18 protein-coding genes are annotated in these 20,062 nt (G+C 65.8%); 14 read left to right on the top strand and 4 right to left on the bottom strand.

Annotated features, from left to right (window positions below; translation table 11 throughout):
• Window positions 1–16 precede the first annotated feature (16 nt).
• Both DSD28_RS16630 and pdeM read left to right on the top strand, forming a co-directional pair.
• The gene (locus DSD28_RS16630) at window positions 17–2,542 is read left to right on the top strand and encodes a ligase-associated DNA damage response DEXH box helicase (RefSeq protein WP_119257547.1); all 2,526 of its coding nucleotides are present in this window, start codon (window positions 17–19) and stop codon (window positions 2,540–2,542) included.
• Window positions 2,543–2,556: 14 nt separating this feature from the next.
• Window positions 2,557–3,282 carry a ligase-associated DNA damage response endonuclease PdeM gene (gene pdeM / locus DSD28_RS16625; RefSeq protein ID WP_119257546.1) on the top strand — a complete coding sequence of 242 codons (726 nt, stop codon included), beginning with the start codon at window positions 2,557–2,559 and terminating at the stop codon, window positions 3,280–3,282.
• Here the strand turns inward: pdeM and DSD28_RS16620 are convergent.
• Complete coding sequence (locus tag DSD28_RS16620; protein WP_119257545.1) at window positions 3,272–3,832, bottom strand: dihydrofolate reductase family protein; 561 nt, start codon at window positions 3,830–3,832, stop codon at window positions 3,272–3,274. The two genes, pdeM and DSD28_RS16620, sit on opposite strands and share 11 nt — an antisense overlap.
• A 114-nt stretch (window positions 3,833–3,946) precedes the next feature.
• On the opposite strand from DSD28_RS16620, the gene DSD28_RS16615 reads away from it, so the two are divergent.
• Window positions 3,947–4,450 (top strand): winged helix-turn-helix transcriptional regulator, encoded by a 504-nt coding sequence (locus DSD28_RS16615; protein WP_119257544.1) that lies wholly within the window; start codon window positions 3,947–3,949, stop codon window positions 4,448–4,450.
• Between the two features lie 78 nt (window positions 4,451–4,528).
• Window positions 4,529–4,969, top strand: a complete 441-nt coding sequence (locus tag DSD28_RS16610; RefSeq protein WP_119257543.1) for a universal stress protein — start codon at window positions 4,529–4,531, stop codon at window positions 4,967–4,969.
• A 4-nt stretch (window positions 4,970–4,973) separates the two neighbouring features.
• On the opposite strand, the gene DSD28_RS16605 is transcribed toward DSD28_RS16610, so the two are convergent.
• From DSD28_RS16605 to DSD28_RS16595, 3 genes are all read right to left on the bottom strand, one after another.
• Window positions 4,974–5,768, bottom strand: a complete 795-nt coding sequence (locus tag DSD28_RS16605; RefSeq protein ID WP_119257542.1) for a TIGR02186 family protein — start codon at window positions 5,766–5,768, stop codon at window positions 4,974–4,976.
• The gene (locus DSD28_RS16600; protein WP_119257541.1) at window positions 5,765–6,691 is read right to left on the bottom strand and encodes a sulfite exporter TauE/SafE family protein; all 927 of its coding nucleotides are present in this window, start codon (window positions 6,689–6,691) and stop codon (window positions 5,765–5,767) included. Before DSD28_RS16600 ends, DSD28_RS16605 begins: the two co-directional genes overlap by 4 nt.
• A 505-nt stretch (window positions 6,692–7,196) precedes the next feature.
• Complete coding sequence (locus DSD28_RS16595; protein WP_119257540.1) at window positions 7,197–11,093, bottom strand: SEL1-like repeat protein; 3,897 nt, start codon at window positions 11,091–11,093, stop codon at window positions 7,197–7,199.
• A gap of 691 nt (window positions 11,094–11,784) precedes the next feature.
• On the opposite strand from DSD28_RS16595, the gene DSD28_RS16585 reads away from it, so the two are divergent.
• From DSD28_RS16585 to DSD28_RS16540, 10 genes are all read left to right on the top strand, one after another.
• Complete coding sequence (locus tag DSD28_RS16585) at window positions 11,785–13,581, top strand: acyl-CoA dehydrogenase C-terminal domain-containing protein (RefSeq protein WP_119257538.1); 1,797 nt, start codon at window positions 11,785–11,787, stop codon at window positions 13,579–13,581.
• 21 nt (window positions 13,582–13,602) lie between these two features.
• Window positions 13,603–13,842, top strand: a complete 240-nt coding sequence (locus DSD28_RS16580; RefSeq protein ID WP_119257537.1) for a hypothetical protein — start codon at window positions 13,603–13,605, stop codon at window positions 13,840–13,842.
• 57 nt (window positions 13,843–13,899) lie between these two features.
• Entirely contained in the window at window positions 13,900–15,108 is a 1,209-nt protein-coding gene (locus tag DSD28_RS16575) for an acetyl-CoA C-acetyltransferase (RefSeq protein WP_119257536.1), read from the top strand.
• A gap of 91 nt (window positions 15,109–15,199) precedes the next feature.
• Entirely contained in the window at window positions 15,200–15,340 is a 141-nt protein-coding gene (locus DSD28_RS25955) for a hypothetical protein (RefSeq protein WP_162911432.1), read from the top strand.
• Between the two features lie 61 nt (window positions 15,341–15,401).
• Window positions 15,402–15,800, top strand: coding sequence for a YbaY family lipoprotein (locus DSD28_RS16565; protein ID WP_119257534.1), 399 nt, complete (start codon window positions 15,402–15,404; stop codon window positions 15,798–15,800).
• A gap of 13 nt (window positions 15,801–15,813) precedes the next feature.
• Window positions 15,814–18,024 (top strand): FAD-dependent oxidoreductase, encoded by a 2,211-nt coding sequence (locus DSD28_RS16560; RefSeq protein ID WP_119257533.1) that lies wholly within the window; start codon window positions 15,814–15,816, stop codon window positions 18,022–18,024.
• A gap of 312 nt (window positions 18,025–18,336) precedes the next feature.
• Window positions 18,337–18,546, top strand: coding sequence for a cold-shock protein (locus DSD28_RS16555; protein ID WP_119257532.1), 210 nt, complete (start codon window positions 18,337–18,339; stop codon window positions 18,544–18,546).
• 222 nt (window positions 18,547–18,768) lie between these two features.
• The gene (locus DSD28_RS16550; RefSeq protein ID WP_119257531.1) at window positions 18,769–19,053 is read left to right on the top strand and encodes a cold-shock protein; all 285 of its coding nucleotides are present in this window, start codon (window positions 18,769–18,771) and stop codon (window positions 19,051–19,053) included.
• 68 nt (window positions 19,054–19,121) lie between these two features.
• Window positions 19,122–19,358: a 30S ribosomal protein S21 gene (gene rpsU, locus DSD28_RS16545; RefSeq protein WP_119257530.1), complete on the top strand. Its 237-nt coding sequence runs from the start codon at window positions 19,122–19,124 to the stop codon at window positions 19,356–19,358.
• A 172-nt stretch (window positions 19,359–19,530) separates the two neighbouring features.
• Window positions 19,531–19,752, top strand: coding sequence for a hypothetical protein (locus DSD28_RS16540; RefSeq protein WP_119257529.1), 222 nt, complete (start codon window positions 19,531–19,533; stop codon window positions 19,750–19,752).
• Window positions 19,753–20,062: the final 310 nt, after the last annotated feature.

Below are 20,062 nucleotides of genomic sequence, written 5' to 3'. Positions count from 1 at the left end.
TCACTAGCTTAGTGCGGTGAGCACCGCCGATTCCGCCGCCAGCCCCTCCCTCCTTACCAAACCCTTCGCCGACTGGTTCGCGGCCAAGGGCTGGCAGCCGCGCGCCCACCAGATGGAGCTTCTGGCGCGCGCCACGGCGGGGGAAAGCCTGCTGCTGATCGCACCCACCGGCGCGGGCAAGACGCTGGCCGGCTTCCTGCCGGCGCTGACGGACCTTGCGCAGCGCGGCAAAATCCCGCCCGGCTCCGCCTTCACCGGCATCCACACGCTCTACATCTCGCCGCTGAAGGCGCTCGCCGTCGATATCGAGCGCAACCTGATGAAGCCCGTCTCCGAAATGGGCCTGCCCATCACTATCGAGACGCGCACCGGCGACACGCCGCAGGCCAAGCGCCAGCGCCAGCGCCTCAACCCGCCGGACATCCTGCTGACGACGCCGGAGCAGGTTGCGCTGCTGATCGCCAACGGCGAGGCCCCGCGCTTCTTCAAGGACCTGAAATACGTGATCTTCGACGAGTTGCATTCGCTCGTCACCTCCAAGCGCGGGCATCTGCTGTCACTCGGCCTCGCACGCCTGCGCCGGCTTGCCCCGGGGCTCAGGACCATCGGCCTTTCGGCCACCGTCGCCGAGCCGATGGACCTGCGCCGCTGGCTGGTCGAGCAGGCGCCGGAGGCGGAAAACCATGCCGGGCTCGTTACCGCGCCGGGCGGGGCGAAGCCGATCATCACCATCCTGAAAAGCGAGGAGCGGGTGCCGTGGTCGGGCCATCAGGCGAAATATGCGATGCCCGAGGTCTATGCGGCGATCAAGGCGCACAGGACGTCGCTGCTCTTCGTCAACACGCGCAGCCAGGCGGAAATCCTCTTCCAGGAACTCTGGAACATCAACGAGGACACGCTGCCGATCGCGCTACATCACGGCTCGCTCGATGTCGGCCAGCGGCGCAAGGTGGAGCAGGCCATGGCGGAGAACCGCCTGCGTGCGGTCGTCGCCACCTCGACGCTCGACCTCGGCATCGACTGGGGCGATGTCGATCTCGTCATCCATGTCGGCGCGCCGAAAGGGGCTTCCCGGCTCGCCCAGCGCATCGGCCGCGCCAACCACCGCATGGACGAGCCGAGCCGCGCCATCCTCGTGCCGGCCAATCGCTTCGAGGTGATGGAGTGCCAGGCGGCGCTCGACGCCAACTATCTCGGCGCGCAGGATACGCCTCCGGTCGGCGAGGGCACGCTCGACGTGCTCGCCCAACACGTCCTCGGCATGGCCTGCGCCGCGCCGTTTGACGAGGACGCGCTCTTTGCCGAAGTCACCTCCGCTTCGCCCTATACCGGGCTTCCCCGCGAAAAATTCGGGCGCATCGTGCAGTTCGTCGCGACGGGCGGTTATGCGCTGAAGACCTACGAGCGCTATGCCCGTATCCGCAAGACCGTTGACGGTCTCTGGCGCGTCTCCAACCCGCAGGTCGCGCAGCAATATCGCCTGAACCTCGGCACCATCGTCGAGATGCCGATGCTGAACGTGCGCATGGTCAAACGCGGCGCGAAGGGGGCGGTCGGGCGCGGCGGGGCCTCGCTCGGCAAGGTGGAGGAGTATTTCCTCGAAATGCTCTCGCCCGGCGACACCTTCCTGTTCTCCGGCAAGGTGCTGCGCTTCGAGGGTATCCGCGAGAACGAGTGCCTCGTTTCCCAGGCCTTCTCGCTCGATCCGAAAGTGCCGGCTTACGCAGGCGGCAAGTTCCCGCTCTCGACCTATCTCGCCGACCAGGTGCGTGGCATGCTCGATGACCCGCATCGCTGGGGCGAGCTGCCCGAGCAGGTGCGCGACTGGCTCGCCCTGCAACGCGACGTCTCCAGCCTGCCGAAACGCAACGAACTGCTCATCGAGACCTTTCCGCGCGGCAGCCGGCACTACATGGTCGCCTATCCCTTCGAGGGGCGGCTGGCGCACCAGACGCTCGGCATGCTGCTGACGCGCCGGCTGGAGCGCGCCGGGCGGCGGCCGCTCGGTTTCGTCGCCACCGACTATTCGCTGGCGATCTGGGCGCTGGACGACCTCGGTCACTCGTTCGCCGTCGAGCGCCCCTCGCTCGAAAACCTCTTCGACGAGGACATGCTGGGCGACGATCTGGAAGCATGGCTCGACGAAAGCTTCATGCTGAAGCGCACCTTCCGCAATTGCGCCGTGATTGCCGGTCTTATCGAGCAGCGCCATCCGGGCAAGGAAAAGACCGGGCGGCAGGTCACGGTTTCCGCCGACCTCATCTACGACGTGCTCAGGAGCCACGAGCCGGACCATATCCTGCTGGAGGCCACGCGCAGCGATGCGGCGGCGGGGCTTTTGGATATTCAGCGATTGGGCGATATGCTGGCGCGAATCAAGGGCCACATCGCCCACCGGCGGCTCGACCGCATCTCACCGCTCGCCGTGCCGATCATGCTGGAAATCGGCAAGGAGACGGTGGCGGGCGAGGCGCAGGATTCGCTGCTGGCGGAAGCCGCCGAGGACCTGATCGCCGAGGCGATGGGCGAGGCCGGCATTTAGGAAAAGCAACGGGCATGCAGAGACTGGCTCTGGCATCGATGGATATTCAGGATTTCGGCGCGGTTTCGGCCCGCACCGTCGTCGCCGGCGTCGAGGCCGTGTGCGATCCGCTCGGCGCGCTCTATCTGCCGGAAACGCGTCTGCTCGTCGTTTCGGACCTGCATCTGGAAAAGGGCGCGGCCTTCGCCCGCCGCGGCATGATGCTGCCGCCCTACGATACGCTGGCGACGCTGAAGATGCTGGAGGCCGTCATCACCCGGCACGATCCCGCCATCGTCGTCAGTCTGGGCGACAATTTCCACGACCGCGTCGGCTCGGCCCATCTGCCGGAGATTTTTCGCACGAAAATCACGGAGCTTGCGCGCGGGCGCGAATGGATCTGGATCAACGGCAACCACGACCCGGACGGCACCGTGGACCTGCCGGGCCAATCGGCCGACGAACTCCACTATGCCGGCCTTGCCTTCCGGCACGAGCCGTCGCTCCTCTCGCCGGCCGGCGAGATCGCCGGGCACCTGCACCCGGCCGCCACCGTCATCCGCCGCGAGAAGGCGGTGCGCCGCCTGTGCTTTGCGACCGACGGCAGGCGCCTTCTGATGCCCGCCTTCGGCATCATGACCGGCGGCCTCGACCTGCGCCACAAGGCGATGGCCGGTCTCTTCGACCGGCAGAGCCTCGTCGCCCACATGCTCGGCCGCGACCGCATCTATTCGGTGCGGTTTTCCAATCTCAGAGGCTGACGCCTTCCGGCGCATAGCGCGTAAGGATCGTGCCGTTGGAAAGCGGCCTTGCCTCGACGAGATCGAAGTCGCGCCGCGCACCGTCCTTGAAGAAGGGCGTGCCCTTGCCGAGCTGCACCGGCACGATGCCCAGCATCACCTCGTCGACCAACCCCGCCTCGAGCAGCGAATCCGCCAGCTCGGCGCTGCCGAAGACATAGATCGGCTTGTCCAGCGCCTGCTTGCGGCGGGAGAGCTCGCCGACGATATCGGCCGTCACCTCGGTATTGTTCCAGTCGGAGGACGCGAGGGTGCGCGAGGCGACGAGCTTCGGCAGGGCGTTCATGAAGGTCTTCACCTCGCCCTCGTCCTCCGTCGTCGTCCAGTAGGCCTTCATGCCCTCATAGGTGATGCGGCCGAAGACGAGGAGGCCCGCGGACGCGCCGAACTCCATGCTAAGCGCTTCCAGTTCCGGCCCCCAGGCCTTGCCGTGGAAGCCGAGGTCCCATTTCGTCCCGCCCTCGAAGAAGCCGTCGAGCGTCACGAGATTCCAGATGATTACCTTTGCCATGGTCCTGTCCTCCGTTGCGGCCGTGCCGCTGCGCGCCAAACCGATTGCGAATTGCAACTGGTTGATGGATAGAGAAACCGATTTTACTATGCAAGCAGTTTTTGGAGAGACTGCATGAAGGATACCCGCCGCTCCGGCTGCCCGATCAATCTTACACTGGAAATCCTCGGGGATCGCTGGAGCCTGATCGTGCTGCGGGACATGATGTTCGGCAACCGTCGGCATTTCCGCGAGCTTTTGACGAAATCGGAGGAAGGCATCGCCTCGAACATCCTGGCGGACCGCCTTCGCCGGCTGGTAGAGGAGGGACTGATCAGCAAGGCGGACGATCCGAGCCACAAGCAGAAGGCGCTCTACAGCCTCACCGAGATGGGCATCGCGCTCGTGCCGGTCTTCGCCATGATGGGCGCCTGGGGCCGGCGCTTCCTGCCGGTGACGGAGGAACTCTCCATCCGCGCCGAGCTTCTGGAAGAGGGCGGGCCGGCGATGTGGGAGGCCTTCATGGAGGAACTGCGCGCCATCCATCTCGGCAGCCCGCCGCCCGCCCGCTCGGTCTTCAACGAATTGCGCACGGCCTATGAGGCGACCGTGGCGAGGCGGGCCACAACCGGCACTTGACGAAAGCCGCACGGTTGATTTCCATCAAGGCACGGCCCGAAGCCGGGCCTACTCTGGGTAAAAAAGGAGGCTGCGACCATGTACAGGCATATCCTCGTTCCCACCGACGGCTCGGATCTTTCCGCCGCCGCTATCGACCAGACGCTGCAACTGGCAAAGGCGCTGGGGGCGAAGGTGACGGCGCTCACCGTCGCCGAGCCGCTGCACTTCCTGCCCGTGACGCCCGGCGCCACCGTCAACCTGCGCGCGGAATACGAGGCGCATCTGAAGGTGGACGGCGCCCGCATCCTCGGCGCGGTCGAGGCGAAGGCGGCGGCGGCCGGCATTCCGGTCGAGACGCTGCAGATCGCGGCGGGCGATGCCTGGCAGGCGATCATCGACACGGCGGAAAAGCGCGGCTGCGACCTCATCGCCATGGCCTCGCACGGCCGGCGCGGCGTCAGCGCCTTCCTGATGGGCAGCGTCACGACGAAGGTGCTGAGCCACGCGAAGGTGCCCGTGCTGGTCTACCGGTCCTGACCGCTCAGTCCTTGCGGAAGACGACGCTGGCGAGCCAGCCCGTCAGGAGAGCGAGCAGCACCGAGAAGAGGCCGTAGGCCAGCGAATTGTTGTAGGCGGCATTCGAGATCATCTGCTCGATGCCGGTCTTCATGACGCGCAGCGGCAGCGCCTTCTCCGCGATGAACACGCCATCGCGGAAGAGGTGGGCGCGCACGACATGGGTGCCGTTCGGCACGTTGGCCGGCAGCTTGACCGTCGCCTTGAACAGGCTGGCGCTGATGAACTGCACGCCGCCGGGATCGCGCTGGTAGAAGCCGCCGCTTTCCTTGAGGCGGCGGAAGGCGTCGCGGAACTCGGTGAGCTTCGAGCCGTCGCCGACATAGCCGATGGGCGAGAGGCGGATATGCTGGATGCCGACGCCGACGCCGTTGAGCATGGCGGGCTCGGCGATGGTCTCGACGTCCCGCGTGCTCGACAGCGAGTAGGATTCCGGCACCAGCTCGAAGGTCATGGAGCGGCGGTTGACCCAGATGCCGAAGACGCGCTCCTTGATGCGCACCGTATTGTTGTCCTTCGGCCCTTCCAGCGCCACGACGATGTCGTACTTGCTCTGGGCGAGCAGCGCGGGATCGTAGCCCTCGATGGCGCCGAAGATCGTCAGGTCCGCGCCGCGGAAGTCCGACGAGATGGCGATCTCGTCCGTCGAGATGCCGATCTCCAGCTTCTCGGGAAATTCCACCGGCCTGTCCTCCAGCACCTGCGCGCCGGCGGGAAGGGCAAGGCCAAGGACGAAGAGGAGCGTCGCGAGGGCTCTCATCGATAGACCCCCTCGCTGACGATGGAATAGATGTCGGCCGGCGTGACGACGAGGTCGACCGCAAGGCGGGCGCCGACGGCAAGGACGAGCAGCGCGAGCAGCGCGCGCAGCTGTTCGCCGCGCAGCTTCTGGCCGACACGCACGCCATATTGCGCGCCGATGACGCCGGCCACCATCAGGATGAAGGCGAGCACGATATCGACGGAATAGTTGGTCGTCGCCTGCACGACGGTCGTATAGGCGGTGACGAAGATGATCTGGAACAGCGAGGTCCCGACGACGACATTGGTCGGGATGCGCAGGAGATAGATCATCGCCGGCACCATGATGAAGCCGCCGCCGACGCCCATGACCGAGGTGAGGATGCCGATGCAGAAGCCGAGCCCGATCACCGGAATGACGGACAAATAGATCTTCGACTTCTTGAAGCGCATCTTCAGCGGCAGGCGGTGCACCCAGCTATGCTGGCCGGGCCGGCGCAGCGAGACGGGCTGGTTGTTGGCCGAACGGCGCATGGCGCGGATGCTCTCGAGCAGCATCAGCGTGCCCACCGTGCCGAGCAGCACGACATAGAGCAGCGAGATGACGAGATCGAGCTGGCCGACGCTGCGCAGCAGCGCGAAGATCCAGATACCGACCGTCGCCCCCGTGAGGCCGCCGACGAGAAGGACCGCGCCGAGCTTGACGTCCAGCGTGCCGCGCCGGAAATGCGACAATGCGCCGGAGATCGACGAGGCGACGACCTGGTTGGCGCCCGTCGCCACCGCGACGACCGGAGGGATGTTGTAGAAGATGAGGAGCGGCGTGATGAGGAAGCCGCCGCCGACGCCGAACATGCCGGAAAGGAAGCCGACGGCCGCGCCCATGCCGAGAATGATGAAGATATTCACCGAAAGCTCTGCGATGGGCAGATAGACAGTCACAACAATACCCCGATCGGCAATTCCCGCTTGCGCGGAAGCCCAGGCAATTCCGGCGGACGCGCGAAGCGGCTCGCCTCCGGACTTGCGTCAAACGATACTCGGCAGCCGCCTTCACCCCTTCCCGCCCCTGCCGCGGCTCCTCTTCGGCAGGCAGCGAATACGACGACGCGCCCCGCCGCAAAGGGAGTGCCCCTCGGCGGCCGGCCGCGCCTTGCATCCGGCAAGGACCGGTTCTGGAACGCAGCCATTGCGGCGCGTGCCTCAGCCCTTTCGGATGATGACGTTTCTTCCTGGCGTTATCATCTTGGAGCGACATGAATTTTCTATTGCATAATCCGCAAATCGGGGCCGATTTAAGGATGAAAATATGCAGCGGATCAAATTGCTCCGGCGCCCGTCGCACATCGTGAGCGACGTGCGGGCGCCATGGGCGGGCGTCATGCCCTTTGGATCGAGAGAGACGTGACCGGAGGCGCCGCCTGGCGGGCCTCCGGCGATGCGCCGGTCAGCCCGGCTGCTTGTTGCGCTTCAGAAGCTCGGTGACGAGCGCGTCGTCGATCTCGCCGGTTTCCTTCTGGCCGACGGACTTCTGGAAGGCCTTGATGGCGGAGACGGTCTTCTTGCCCATCTCGCCGTCCGGCGTGCCGGCGTTGAAGCCGTTGTTGTTGAGGATGGCCTGGATGTTGCGGATGGCCTTCTTCATGTCGACGCTGGCGGTCTTCACCGGCTTGCCGACCCATTCGTCCGGCAGGTCGGCCGAGTTTGCCTTCTCGTCGAGCGCCTGCGGTTTCCAGAGGTCGACCTTGGCCTTGGCGCTGGAGAGCTGCTCCGGCTTCATGGCATTGGCCACCTCGTCGCGCTTTTCGGCGGCGTCGTGGTCGCCGTCACGAGCGGCGATGGCGAACCACTTGTAGGATTCTTCCAGGTCCTGCTTCACGCCGTTGCCGCGCGCATAGAGGATGGCGAGGTTGAACTGGCTGTCGCGCACGCCGAGCTCGGATGCCTTCTGGAACCATTTGGCGGCGCCGTTGAAGTCCGGCGCGGCATCGCCCGAGCCCGTCGCCAGCAGGACGGCGAGATTGTGCATGGCGCTCGCATTGCCCTTGCCGGCCGCATCCTCGTAGAGCTTGCGCGCCCGGGCAAGGTCGAGTTCGACGCCCTGGCCCTTCTCGTAGAGGTTGGCGAGGCGGTATTCGGCCGGTGCGAAGCCGCGGTCGGCCGCAAGCGCGTACCAGCGGGCGGCTTCCTTGAGGTCGGTGGCGACGCCGCGGCCTTCCGTGTAGCGCGCGCCGATCTCGAACAGCGCCAGCGGGTCACCTTCCGTCGCGGCCTTGGAGAGCGAGGCGGGCGTGATCGCTTCCGGCACGGCGATCGCCGCTGTCTGCGCGGCGCCGAGCGGCGCGGCCTCTTCCCAGCCGGCCTTGGCATCCTTGCCGGCGAGCGGCACGGTTTCCGGCGTCGTCAGCGGCTCGAAGCCGGCGGTGGCATCGTCATCCGCGGCAAGGGGTGTCGTCAGGGCGTCGGTGCCCTTCGTCTGGAGCGGCGTCACCTGAAGGGATGCGCCGTCATCCGTCGCCTTTTCGGGCGCGGCGAGGCTGCGCTCGCCCTCCGTGCCGGCCGGCGCGGGATCGGTCACGGCCTTTTCCCCCGCGACGGGCGCTGCGGCAATGTTTGCGGTCACGGCCTTGTCGGCACCGTCCGTCGTCGCGGCGGGCCTTGCCTCTTCCCTGACGGCGGCCTGCTCCACGACGGCCGGGGCCTCGTCGCCGCGGACCAGCGTGTTGACCAGCGGGTAGGACATGATGGCGAGCAGCACGGCGCCGACGGCAAGCAGGATCGGGCGGCGATGGCGCGCGAAGGCGGAAGTGGCGGCCGGCGTGTCGCCCTTGGCCGCCTTTTCCGGCTTTCTGGCCGGTGCGACGCGGGAGATCGTGTCGGTTTCTTCGGCGGCGAGCTTGGCGGCGCGGCGGGCGGCGGCGATGAAGTCCGCCTTCTCGCCTTCGCTGCCGGGAGCGGCGCGGCTGCCCGCGGCCTGGCCGGCGCGGACACGCTCGAGGATGCGGCGCACGTCCGGCACGCCGGAGCCCGGCTCCAGAAGCTGGTTCGCCTCTTCCGGCGCCAGCTCGTCGACGGGATCGATGGAGGGCGCCGGATCGATCTGCTGGCGCTCGGCCTGCGGGGCCACATCCTTACGGCCGGGCGCGAAGCGGCGCTTCAGGCCGGCAAGCAGGCCGGCCCTGGGCTGGGCTTCGGCGATATCGCCGGCAAGCGCCACGGCCTCCTCGGCAACGGCATCCCCTGCCTCGGCACGCACGGGCGCGGGAATATGCTCGACCTCGATCTCGGCGAAGCGGCTTTCCTCTTCGGGCGCGGCGATCTCCGCCTTCAGCTCGGCGGCGCCGAAGGCGTCGTCGTCAAAAGGGTAGTCGTTGCGGTGAAGGCCGGCATCCGCGCCGAAGCCCATGGCCGGCATCTCGGCGCGGGGCATTTCGGCGCGAGGCTGGGCGGCCTCGCGGCGGCCGAAGGTTTCGCGCGGGGCGTCGAGCTGTTCGAGGCGGCCGGCGATCTGCACCAGCGTGTCGTGCAGGGCGTCGAAGGTGCGGGCGGTGCGTTCCTCGCCGGCGCGGGTCAGCTCCTCCAGCGCGCGAAGGTCGTTCGCAAGGCCGGCGATCGCCTCCATGTCGGTATTGGCGGCGGAGGCGGGGCCGGCATGGCGATAGGCCTCCATGACGGCTTCCGCCGCCTGGCGGGCGGCCTCGACAATATATTCGTCATTGGTCGCCATATAGTCTTCGATGGTGGCGATCCGGTTCTCGAATTCCGGGGGCATGGCGGCCATGGACGCGGCGGAGGGCGTGCTGATCAGCGTGGAGAGATGCGCGATCTGCGCCTCCAGGCTGCGCAGCGCCTCGTGGTCGCCGGCGGGCGCCGCGCGGGTCGCGTCGAGCCGGTCGGCGATATCCGAGAGGCGGCCTTCGAGGCGCGAGAAACGGTCTTCCTGGAAGGGGCTGCCGACGGGCGTATCCAGCGTGTCGATGCGGCGGGCGAGCGCATCCAGACGGCCGGCAAGCTCGTTGTTGACGCTGCCCTGGTCGAGCGCGTCGATCTTGCGAGAAATGTCGGAGAGGTAATAGGCAAGCTCGTCGCCGCCGACGAGGGCGGGCGCGGCCTGCTGGCCCTGCTCCAGCATCTGCGACAGGTGCTCGATGCGCTCTTCGAGGCGCAGCGCCGTGCGCTCGTTCGACAGGTCCTCGATGCGGCCTGCCAGCGCCTCGATGCGGGCGGAGAGGTTCTGGTCGGCGGGCGCGGGGCGGTGGGCGATGAGGTCGATCTGGCCGGCGAGATCGGCGATGCGGCCTTCGAGGCGCTGCATCATGCCCTGGTCGGCGAAGGACGACTGCTGCATGCGGCCGGCGGCGGCGATGGCGCGGCTGATCTCGTCGAGGCGAGCATCCAGCCCCTCGAACTGCGAGGCGACGGCGGAAACGAAGCGTCCGTCGTCCGGCGCGCCCTGGCGGGCGATCATGTCGACGGCATGCACCATCGATTCGATCTTGTCCTCCAGCGCGCGGATGGCGGGTGTCGCGCTCATGCCGTTGATCTGGTTCTTCAATTCGTCGAGCCGGTAGGCGAGCGCCACCAGCTCGTCGTCGCGGCTCTGGTCGAAGACGGAAAGCTTCTCTTCGACGCCGTTCCAGCGGTCCTCCATGCGGCGCACAGAATCCTCGCGGGCAAGCCCGTCGAGCACGGAGCGCAGCGCATCGAACTCGACGCGCAGGCCTTCCGTATGCCCCGACTGGCGGCCGAGCTGGCTGATGCCGGCGGAAAGGCGGTGCAGCTCCTCGCGCAGGTCATCGCCATTGCCGCGGCCCTCGGCCATCTGGCGAATGCCGCGGATTTCCGAGCGCAGCGACTGCATCTCGCGTTCGAGGCCCTCGGCGATATCCTTCTTGAGATCCTGGCGGAGCGAGACGAGCGAGCGGGCGATATCCTGCACGGAACTGTCGGCGCGGGCGGGCGCTGCGGCCGGCTGGCCGCCGAAGGCGGTGTGGGCGTGCTGGGCGGCGGCGTGGTGATCGGCCGAGAGCGGGTGGCGCTCGATGCGCTGGGCGACGCGCTCGCGGCTGCCCTCGATGGCGCGCTGGCGCTGCATGATTTCGGAAACGGGGTCTTCGCGCAGCGGCACGCCGCGCGCCGGCTCGTAGCGCGACGGCTCGGGGCGGATCTGTTCGGAGCGGGCCTGCTCGGTGCGGGAAGCGAAGCGCTCCTCACCGCGCCCGCGCGCATCCCGGCTGTTCGCCATCAGGCCCTCGATGCGGGCTTCCAGCCCCTCGATGGTGCGATTGAGCGCGTCGAGCGAAGAGCGTTCGCCTTGACGTTGCGGGTTTCGCGATCCGTTCATCTTTCGCCTCGCTTTGACGGCCGTCGGCCCGTCGGGAGATACCCTTGAAAGCGCTGCCCGCCCGGCTGCGCTCTTCCTGCGTTGTGGCGGAAAACCGTATCGTCCCTGTTGTCGCCCGGACCGTCCGCCCGGGTCTCACAGAGGGGAGCCGAAATGATTCCCGATCCCACGCCCTCAAGCGCCACAATTCATGAAACGTGGTAAACAAGGGGTTAACTCGACCGGAAATTTTTTAACGATTTGCTCATAGACTGGTCCCGGAGAGGGAAAGATGAACGGTTGCGGGACGTGGGGAGGTTGCAGCCGTCACGATTTGCTTAGGGACGAAGGCGCGCGCCGCCTCTTCTCCCCGCCTGCGGGGAGAAGATCGCGGCAGCGGGATGAGGCGCAGGCAGCACATTCTCCCGTGGAGGGCGTGGAAAACCGGGGCGGCCCCTCATCCGCCTGCCGGCACCTTCTCCCCGCAAGCGGGGAGAAGGAGGATGTGGCCGGCGCCTTGCCATGGGTGGCGGACTTCCCTTGGGGAACGTCGGCAAGCATGGAGCCCGGCCTCATATGCTCCCCTCCTCTCCCTGCGACGAAAAATTCAACGCACTGCCACCTTTTGACGTTTACGCAAACGTCAAAGTTTTATACACTCCCTCCCCAAGGACCGGACTCCTGTCCGTGGCATAGGTGAGGAACGCGAGAAATGCCGATCTACAAGGCCCCCGTGAATGACACGCTTTTCATCCTGAACGACGTGCTCTCGCTCGAGCGCTACAACAATCTGCCCGGCTTCGCCGACGCGACGGGCGACATGCTGGAGGCGATTGCCGGCGAGGCGGCCAAGCTCGCCGAGGAAGTGCTGTTCCCGGTCAACCTCTCCGGCGACCAGGAAGGCTGCAGGCGCAACGACGATGCCACGGTGGTAACGCCGCAGGGCTTCAGGGAGGCCTATGACCTCTATCGCCAGGGCGGCTGGATCGGCCTTGCCGTGCCGGAGGAATTCGGCGGCCAGGGCCTGCCCTACGTGCTGCACACCGCCGTCGGCGAATACATGTCCTCGGCCAACATGGCGCTGACCATGTATCCGGGCCTGACGCAGGGCGCGATCGCCGCGATCCTCGTGCACGGTTCCGACGAGCAGAAGGCCGCCTACCTGCCGAAGATGGTGGAAGGCACCTGGACCGGCACGATGAACCTGACGGAGCCGCATTGCGGCACCGATCTCGGCCTCCTGCGCACCAAGGCCGTGCCGCAGGCGGACGGCTCCTACAAGATTTCCGGCCAGAAGATCTTCATCTCCGCCGGCGAGCACGACATGTCGGAGAACATCGTGCACCTCGTCCTCGCCCGCATCGAGGGCGCGCCGGAGGGCACCAAGGGCATCTCGCTCTTCATCGTGCCGAAATACCTCCTCAAGGACGACGGCACGCCGGGGGAGCGGAACGCGGTCTCCTGCGGCGCCATCGAACACAAGATGGGCATCCACGGCAACGCCACCTGCGTCATGAACTATGACGAGGCGAAGGGCTTCCTCATCGGCGCGGAGAACAAGGGCCTCAACGCCATGTTCGTGATGATGAACGAAGCGCGCCTCGGCGTCGGCCTGCAGGGCCTGTCGATTGCCGAAGTCGCCTACCAGAACGCCGCCAACTATGCCCGCGAGCGCCTGCAGGGCCGTTCGCTCTCCGGCGTCAAGAACCCCGATGGCAAGGCCGATCCACTGATCGTGCATCCCGACATCCGCCGCGCGCTGATGACCATCAAGGCCTGGACGGAGGGCGGCCGTGCCTTCACGCTGTGGACGGCGCTGAAATCCGACATCGCCCACCGCTCCGCCGACGAGACGGAACGCCAGTCCGCCGACGACATCCTCGGCCTGATGACGCCAATCCTCAAGGGTGTGCTCACCGACAAGGGCTTCGACCATGCCGTCATGGCCCAGCAGGTCTTCGGCGGCCACGGCTATATCGAAGAGCATGGCATGAGCCAGTATGTGCGCGACGCGCGCATCGCCATGATCTACGAAGGCGCCAACGGCATCCAGGCGCTCGATCTCGTCGGCCGCAAGCTCGGCATGAATGGCGGCCGTGCCGTCATGGCCCTGTTCAAGGAAATCGGCGATTTCTGCGAGGAGAATCGCGGCGACGAGAAGCTCGCCCCTTTCACCAAGGCGCTCAAGAAGGGCTTGAACGACCTTCAGGCCGGAACCATGTGGTTCATGCAGAACGCCATGGCCAAGCCCGACAATGCCGGCGCCGGCTCGACCGACTACATGCACCTCTTCGGCCTCGTCGTCATCGGCTACATGTGGGCGAAGATCGCCAAGGCCGCGGAAGAGGGCCTTGCGAACGGCGCCGGCGAGCGCGAAGACTTCCTGAAGAACAAGCTGATCACGGCAAAGTTCTTCATGGAACGCCTGATGCCGGAAACGGGCCTGCGCAAGACCCGCATCGAGGCCGGCGCGGACACGACGATGGAACTGGCCGCCGAGGCGTTCTAAACCACATCTCTCGGAGGAAAAATGGCAACTAAAGCTGATCTGACTGATTGGGTGGTCGAAGCCCTTAAAGCCAACAACGGCACCGCTTCGATCCTGTTCGTTGCCCAACATATTTGGTCGCATCACGAAAAAGAACTTCGCGAAAACGACCTTTTCTATTCGTGGCAGTACGACATGCGCTGGGCTGCGACCGAACTAAGAAAGAAGGGCAGGCTTGTTTCCGCCGAAGAAGACCGGCGGGGCAAGTGGACCCTAGTATAAATTTCCGGTGCGTGGGCATCGATAGCGTCCAAGCGGCCGCAGTGAGGAGCAACTGAAATGACCGACGTCTTCATCTACGATCACGTGCGCACCCCGCGCGGGCGCGGCAAGAAGGACGGTTCGCTGCACGAAGTGCCGTCCGTCCGCCTCGCCGCCAAGGTGCTGGAAGCGGTGCGCGACCGCAACGGGCTGGATACCAACAAGGTCGACGACATCGTCATGGGCTGCGTCGATCCGGTCATGGATGCCGGCGCCGTCATCCCGAAGGCCGCCGCCTTCGAGGCCGGCTATTCGAACCGCGCGCCGGGCATGCAGATCTCGCGCTTCTGCGCCTCCGGCCTCGATGCCGTGAACTTCGGCGCGGCCAAGATCGCACAGGGCGCTGACGACATCGTCATCGCCGGCGGTGTGGAGAGCATGTCCCGCGTCGGCCTCGGCATGTCGGGCGGCGCCTGGTTCATGGACCCCTCGGTCAACTTCCCGGCCTATTTCATGCCGCAGGGCGTTTCGGCCGACCTGATCGCCACCAAATACGGTTTTTCACGCGACGACGTCGACGCCTATGCCGTCGAGAGCCAGAAGCGTGCCGCCCATGCCTGGCAGAACGGCTACTTCAAGAACTCCGTCGTGCCGGTGAAGGACATCAACGGCCTGACCATCCTCGCCCATGACGAGCACATGCGCCCGGGCACCGACATGCAGGCGCTCGCCCAGCTCCAGCCCTCCTTCCAGATGCCCGGCGAGATGGGCGGCTTCGAAGCCGTCGCCATCCAGGCCCATCCGGAAATCGAAGGCATCAACTACGTGCACCATGCCGGCAACTCCTCGGGCATCGTCGACGGCGCGGCCGCCGTGCTGCTCGGCTCGAAGGAAGGCGGCAACATCCTCGGCAAAAAGCCGCGCGGCCGCATCAAGGCCTTCGCCAATATCGGCTCCGACCCGGCGCTGATGCTGACCGGCCCGGTCGACGTCACGGAAAAGCTGCTCGCCCGCACCGGCATGAAGCTCTCCGACATCGACCTCTTCGAGCTGAACGAAGCCTTCGCCGCGGTGGTCCTGCGCTACTGCCAAGCCTTCGACATCCCGCACGACAAGATGAACGTCAACGGCGGCGCCATCGCCATGGGCCACCCGCTCGGCGCGACCGGCGCGATGATCCTCGGCACCGTGCTCGACGAACTGGAACGCCGCGATCTCAACGTTGCCCTCGTCACGCTCTGCATCGGCGCGGGCATGGGCACGGCGACGATCGTCGAACGGGTCTGAGATGGGGGACGGCCGGCCGGACCGGGACTTGTATGAACGGGTGCGAAACGAGGTACAGCAGGAATTCGCTCACCTCCATCGCGAGAAGGACATGAAAGACGACTACGCGGCCTTTACCAAGGTCAAGACCAAGGAGGAGGCCCGCACAGTGCGTGCCGGCCTTCGCGGCGAGTTGCTCTTCTGCTTCCTGTTCATCGGTCTCGCCGGCCTCGCCATCGCCTACCTCTGGTAAGAAATTTCTGGAAAGAGGAATCCATCGTGACAGACAATTTCATCACCGAAAGGATCCGTCCATGACGAGCCCGACGCGGCGCAGCTTTCTGACCCTCATCGGGGCCGGTCTCATCGCCTCCTCGGCCGAGGCGAGCGACAGCTTCGTGCTGTCGGGCACTGTCACCTATGCAGCCAAGGGCGCCATTCCGCCCGGCCGCCTGACGATCCGGCTGGAGGAGCAGGGCATCATGGACGCGCCGGCGCGGGGCATCGCCGCGATCACCGTCATCAGCAAGGGCGACCGGCATTCCATCCGCTTTTCGATGCGGGTGAAGCGTTCGGCGCTGCGCAGGGCGGTCGATCCGGGCTTTACCGTCCGTCTCGAACGGCACGGCCGCCTCATCGCCACCAATACGACGAAACAGGGATATGGCGGCCGGGGCAAGGCCTCGCTGCAGATCGAACCCATTCTCTACTGAGGGGGAGAAAACCATGAGCGCATACAAGAACTTCACCATCGAGACCGACGCCGACGGCATTGCGCTGGTCACCTGGGACATGCCTGAAAAGTCGATGAACGTCTTCACCGTCGAGGTGATGAACGAACTCGACAGGATCATCGATCAGGTCGTGGCCGATGCCGCCATCAAGGGCGCGGTCATCACGTCGGGCAAGTCCTCCTTCTCGGGCGGCGCCGACCTTTCGATGATCAAGGCGAGCTTCGATCTCCTGAAGGACGCCGAGGCGACCGACCCGGCAACTGCCGTGCAGAAGCTGTTCGATGCCACCGGCCGCATGACCTGGCTGTTCCGCAAGCTGGAAACCTCGGGCAAGCCGTGGGTCTCGGCCATCAACGGCACCTGCATGGGCGGCGCCTTCGAGATGTCGCTCGCCTGCCACGGCCGCGTCGCTTCCAATGCCAAGTCGGTGAAGATCGCGCTGCCTGAAGTCAAGGTCGGCATCTTCCCCGGCGCCGGCGGCACCCAGCGCGTGCCGCGCCTTGCCAATGCGCAGGACGCCCTGCAGATGATGACGACGGGCTCCTCGCTGACGGGCGCGCGCGCCAAGGCGATGAACCTCGTGCATCAGGTGGTCGAGCCCGACCAGCTCATCCCCGCCGCAAAGCAGATGATCAAGGATGGCCTCAAGCCCGTGCAGCCCTGGGACGAGAAGGGCTTCAAGGCGCCCGGCGGCGGCATCTGGACGCCGGCTTCCGCCCAGCTCTGGCCGGCTGCTCCTGCGATCCTGCGCCGCGAGACCGCGGGCAACTATCCGGGCGCGCTCGCCATCCTGAAGTGCGTTTATGAAGGCCTGCAGGTTCCCTTCGAAACGGGCCTGAAGATCGAGCAGCGCTACTTCACCTATATCCTCCAGACGACCGAAGCCTTCTCGATGATCCGGTCGCTGTTCATCTCCATGCAGGAACTCGGCAAGGGCGCGCGCCGCCCGGCCGGCGTGCCGAAGGCAGAGTTCAAGAAGGTCGCCATCGTCGGTGCCGGCTTCATGGGCGCTTCCATCGCCTATGTCACCGCCGCCGCCGGCATCCCGGTCGTGCTGATCGACCGCGACCAGGAAGCCGCCGACAAGGGCAAGGCACACTCCGAGGGTCTCGTCACGGGCGCGATAGGCAAGGGCCGGATGTCGAAGGAGGACGGCGAGACGCTGCTTTCCCTCATCACCCCGACGCCTGATTATGCGAGCCTTGCGGACGCCGACCTCGTCATCGAGGCCGTCTTCGAGGACCGCACCGTCAAGAAAGACGTCACCGAGAAGATCGAGGCCGTGCTGCGCGAGGACGCCATCTTCGCCTCCAACACCTCGACCCTGCCGATCACCGGCCTCGCCAAGAACTCCAGGCGCCCGAACCAGTTCATCGGCATCCACTTCTTCTCGCCGGTCGACAAGATGATGCTGGTGGAAGTGATCCTCGGCAAGGAGACGGGCGACAAGGCGCTCGCCACCGCGCTCGACTATGTCGCGGCCATCAAGAAGACGCCGATCGTCGTCAATGACACGCGCGGCTTCTACGTCAACCGCTGCGTCTTCCGCTACATGGCCGAAGCCTATGACATGCTGATCGAAGGCGTGCCGGCGGCGATGATCGAGAATGCCGCCAAGATGGCCGGCATGCCGGTCGGCCCGCTGTCGCTCAACGACGAGGTCGCCGTCGATCTGTCCTACAAGATCTTCAAGGCCTCCATCGCCGATCTCGGCGCCGAATCCGTCGATCCGCGCCACATGGAGCTGGTCACGAAGCTGGTGGAAGGCGAAGGCCGCCTCGGCCGCAAGGCCGGCAAGGGCTTCTACGACTACCCGCCGAAGCCGGCGAAGAAGAAGCTGTGGCCGGGCCTGAAGGACCTCTATCCGCAGCAGAAGCCTGATGATGTCGATATCAAGGTGATCAAGGAGCGCCTGCTCGTCACCATCGCGCTGGAAGCGGCCCGCACCATGGAAGAGGGCATCGTCACCGACCCGCGCGAGGCCGATGTCGGCTCCATCCTCGGCTTCGGCTTCGCCCCCTATACCGGCGGCACGCTCTCCTACATCGACGGCATGGGCGTGAAGACCTTCGTCGCGCTCTGCGAGAAGCTCGCCGCAAAATACGGCAGTCACTTCCAGCCGACGCCGCTCCTCAAGGACATGGCCGCCAAGGGCGAGACCTTCTACAGCCGCTTTGCCGCCGGGACGAAGCAGGCGGCCTGACCACGCGACGGCTTGCAACGCGAAAGGGCGGCCTGGCGCCGCCCTTTTTGCTTGCATCATCTTCAAGTTGTGAAAATAATACTGCGACAGAGCCTTCGAAATCGGCCGTATTTTCGGGCGGGTTTCCGGGTCCTTTCAGAAAAATCCCGGCCCGCCATTGCGCTTTTCGAAATAAACCCTATATAGAACATATCGAAAACTGCTTGCGACCTTTGTCTTCGAGCTGAAAAGCTCTGTCAGATTTCCTTTCAAGATCGATCAATAACGGACAAAATATCGTCCGATTACACTAGCGATGGAAAGGATATCGTTATGAATTCAGGCACCGTAAAGTGGTTCAACAGCACCAAGGGTTTCGGCTTCATCCAGCCCGATGACGGCACGACCGACGTCTTCGTGCACATCTCGGCTGTCGAGCGTGCGGGCCTCGGCTCGCTCGCCGAAGGCCAGAAGATCAGCTACGAGATCGTCCGCGACCGCAAGTCCGGCAAGAACTCGGCCGACAACCTTCGCGCTGCTTGAAGAAGATTGTCGTTCCTCTTCGCTGACCACGGATGTACTGGCAGCAGAGAGTCGAATGACGGGAGAGGTCGGGGTCACGCCCCGGCCTTTTTATTTCCGCTACCCGCCCGGGAATTCGCGCAGGCATGCGCATTGGAGCAATTCCAGCAAAAGTGCGCAGCGGTTTTGCAATTCGAAGAATAGCGGAAGCGCCCCAGCGGGCATCCTCGAAGGAGAAGCGTCATGAGCCGGAAAACCTATGCCATCGGCGACCGGATCGTCCTGAGGGCCGGCCTGTCCCGCAGTCCGGCGGGCGAGCGGACATGCCGCATCGTCAGCCTGCTGCCCGCAGACCATGGCGAAGTCCAGTATCGCGTGCGGCGCGAAGGCGAGACCTTCGAGCGGCGCATCGTGCATAGCGACATCGATACGGCCGAGAGCGCCGTGCCGGTGTCCTGCGACAGCCCGGCGTCCCCCGGCAAGGCGGGCTCCTGGCTGAAACCGTCGAGCATCCGTGTCGGCAGATAGCCGGACAGCACGGCTGCAAGGCCCGTTTCAACCCAGCGCGGCTCCGGCCGCAAGAGAAAGGACATCCATTGCAGGTTCTCGTTCGAGATAACAATGTCGACCAGGCGCTTCGCGTCCTGAAGAAGAAGATGCAGCGCGAAGGCCTTTTCCGCGAGATGAAGGCCCGCAGCGCCTATGAGAAGCCGTCGGAAAAGCGTGCCCGCGAAAAGGCCGAGGCCATTCGCCGCCAGCGCAAGCTCGCCCGCAAGAAGATGCAGCGCGAGGGGCTCCTGCCCGCGCCCCGCAAGGCGGCCCGCACCCGCTAGCACCATTACGGCCAATGCCGGGTTCCGGAGCGTTGCTCGCTTTTTCGAAAAGCGGAACGCTCCGGCCTCGCGCCTGCCACGCCGGGCATCCGGCGCCGCATGAATTGCCGCCGGACGGACGGCCTCGCAGAGCCCGTCCGTCCCCGGCCATCGCCCCGGGAGGGCAGAGAGCATGACCGCAACCAAGGAAGAATTCTTCAAGCCCGCCAAGCTGTCCGCGCAGGACAAGGCGGCAAGGACCGACGACACCGCGCGGGGCATCATCGCGCAGGAGACCAACGCCCGCGAGGCGAAGACGGCCCGCCTGCGCGCCATGCGCCTCGACCAGCAGACGAAAGAGCCCGCCCCAGCCCCCCGCAAGGGCCGGAAGACCACCGCCGCCGACAAGGTATAGAGCCGCCGCGCGTCCGGATGGACTGCCGTCATGGGGAGACGGGTGGCTATTGCCCCTGAGGCTCACCCCGAGCGTCTGCACGACGTTCCTTCAAACGTCATCATGGGAAGCGCCGGCGGCTGTGGGCCCTCTGCTCAAGACGGAGGGGACGAGGCGGTTCCCGTCCACTGAACAGTGCGGCATAGGGGACGTTGCATCTCGCTCTCGCCCCTTTCTTCTTGCGTCATCCTCGGGCTCGACCCGTGGATCCACGCGGCACGGCACCCCCTCACTTCCAGGGAAAACACCCCCGCCTTTTCCCCGCCCTCCG

It is taken from the genome of Shinella zoogloeoides, assembly GCF_003574625.1.
GTDB lineage: Bacteria > Pseudomonadota > Alphaproteobacteria > Rhizobiales > Rhizobiaceae > Shinella > Shinella zoogloeoides_A.
This window is presented reverse-complemented; position numbering and strand designations above follow the sequence as displayed.

Coding starts and splice junctions, on each gene's coding strand:
- DSD28_RS16620 (WP_119257545.1), bottom strand. CDS start 3,832: ATGGCAAAGGTAATCATCTGGAATCTCGTGACGCTCGACGGCTTCTTC.
- DSD28_RS16605 (WP_119257542.1), bottom strand. CDS start 5,768: ATGAGAGCCCTCGCGACGCTCCTCTTCGTCCTTGGCCTTGCCCTTCCC.
- DSD28_RS16565 (WP_119257534.1), top strand. CDS start 15,402: ATGACGAGCCCGACGCGGCGCAGCTTTCTGACCCTCATCGGGGCCGGT.
- DSD28_RS16595 (WP_119257540.1), bottom strand. CDS start 11,093: ATGAACGGATCGCGAAACCCGCAACGTCAAGGCGAACGCTCTTCGCTC.
- DSD28_RS16575 (WP_119257536.1), top strand. CDS start 13,900: ATGACCGACGTCTTCATCTACGATCACGTGCGCACCCCGCGCGGGCGC.
- DSD28_RS16555 (WP_119257532.1), top strand. CDS start 18,337: ATGAATTCAGGCACCGTAAAGTGGTTCAACAGCACCAAGGGTTTCGGC.
- DSD28_RS16560 (WP_119257533.1), top strand. CDS start 15,814: ATGAGCGCATACAAGAACTTCACCATCGAGACCGACGCCGACGGCATT.
- DSD28_RS16610 (WP_119257543.1), top strand. CDS start 4,529: ATGTACAGGCATATCCTCGTTCCCACCGACGGCTCGGATCTTTCCGCC.
- DSD28_RS16580 (WP_119257537.1), top strand. CDS start 13,603: ATGGCAACTAAAGCTGATCTGACTGATTGGGTGGTCGAAGCCCTTAAA.
- DSD28_RS16540 (WP_119257529.1), top strand. CDS start 19,531: ATGACCGCAACCAAGGAAGAATTCTTCAAGCCCGCCAAGCTGTCCGCG.
- pdeM (WP_119257546.1), top strand. CDS start 2,557: ATGCAGAGACTGGCTCTGGCATCGATGGATATTCAGGATTTCGGCGCG.
- DSD28_RS16615 (WP_119257544.1), top strand. CDS start 3,947: ATGAAGGATACCCGCCGCTCCGGCTGCCCGATCAATCTTACACTGGAA.
- DSD28_RS16550 (WP_119257531.1), top strand. CDS start 18,769: ATGAGCCGGAAAACCTATGCCATCGGCGACCGGATCGTCCTGAGGGCC.
- DSD28_RS25955 (WP_162911432.1), top strand. CDS start 15,200: ATGAAAGACGACTACGCGGCCTTTACCAAGGTCAAGACCAAGGAGGAG.
- DSD28_RS16585 (WP_119257538.1), top strand. CDS start 11,785: ATGCCGATCTACAAGGCCCCCGTGAATGACACGCTTTTCATCCTGAAC.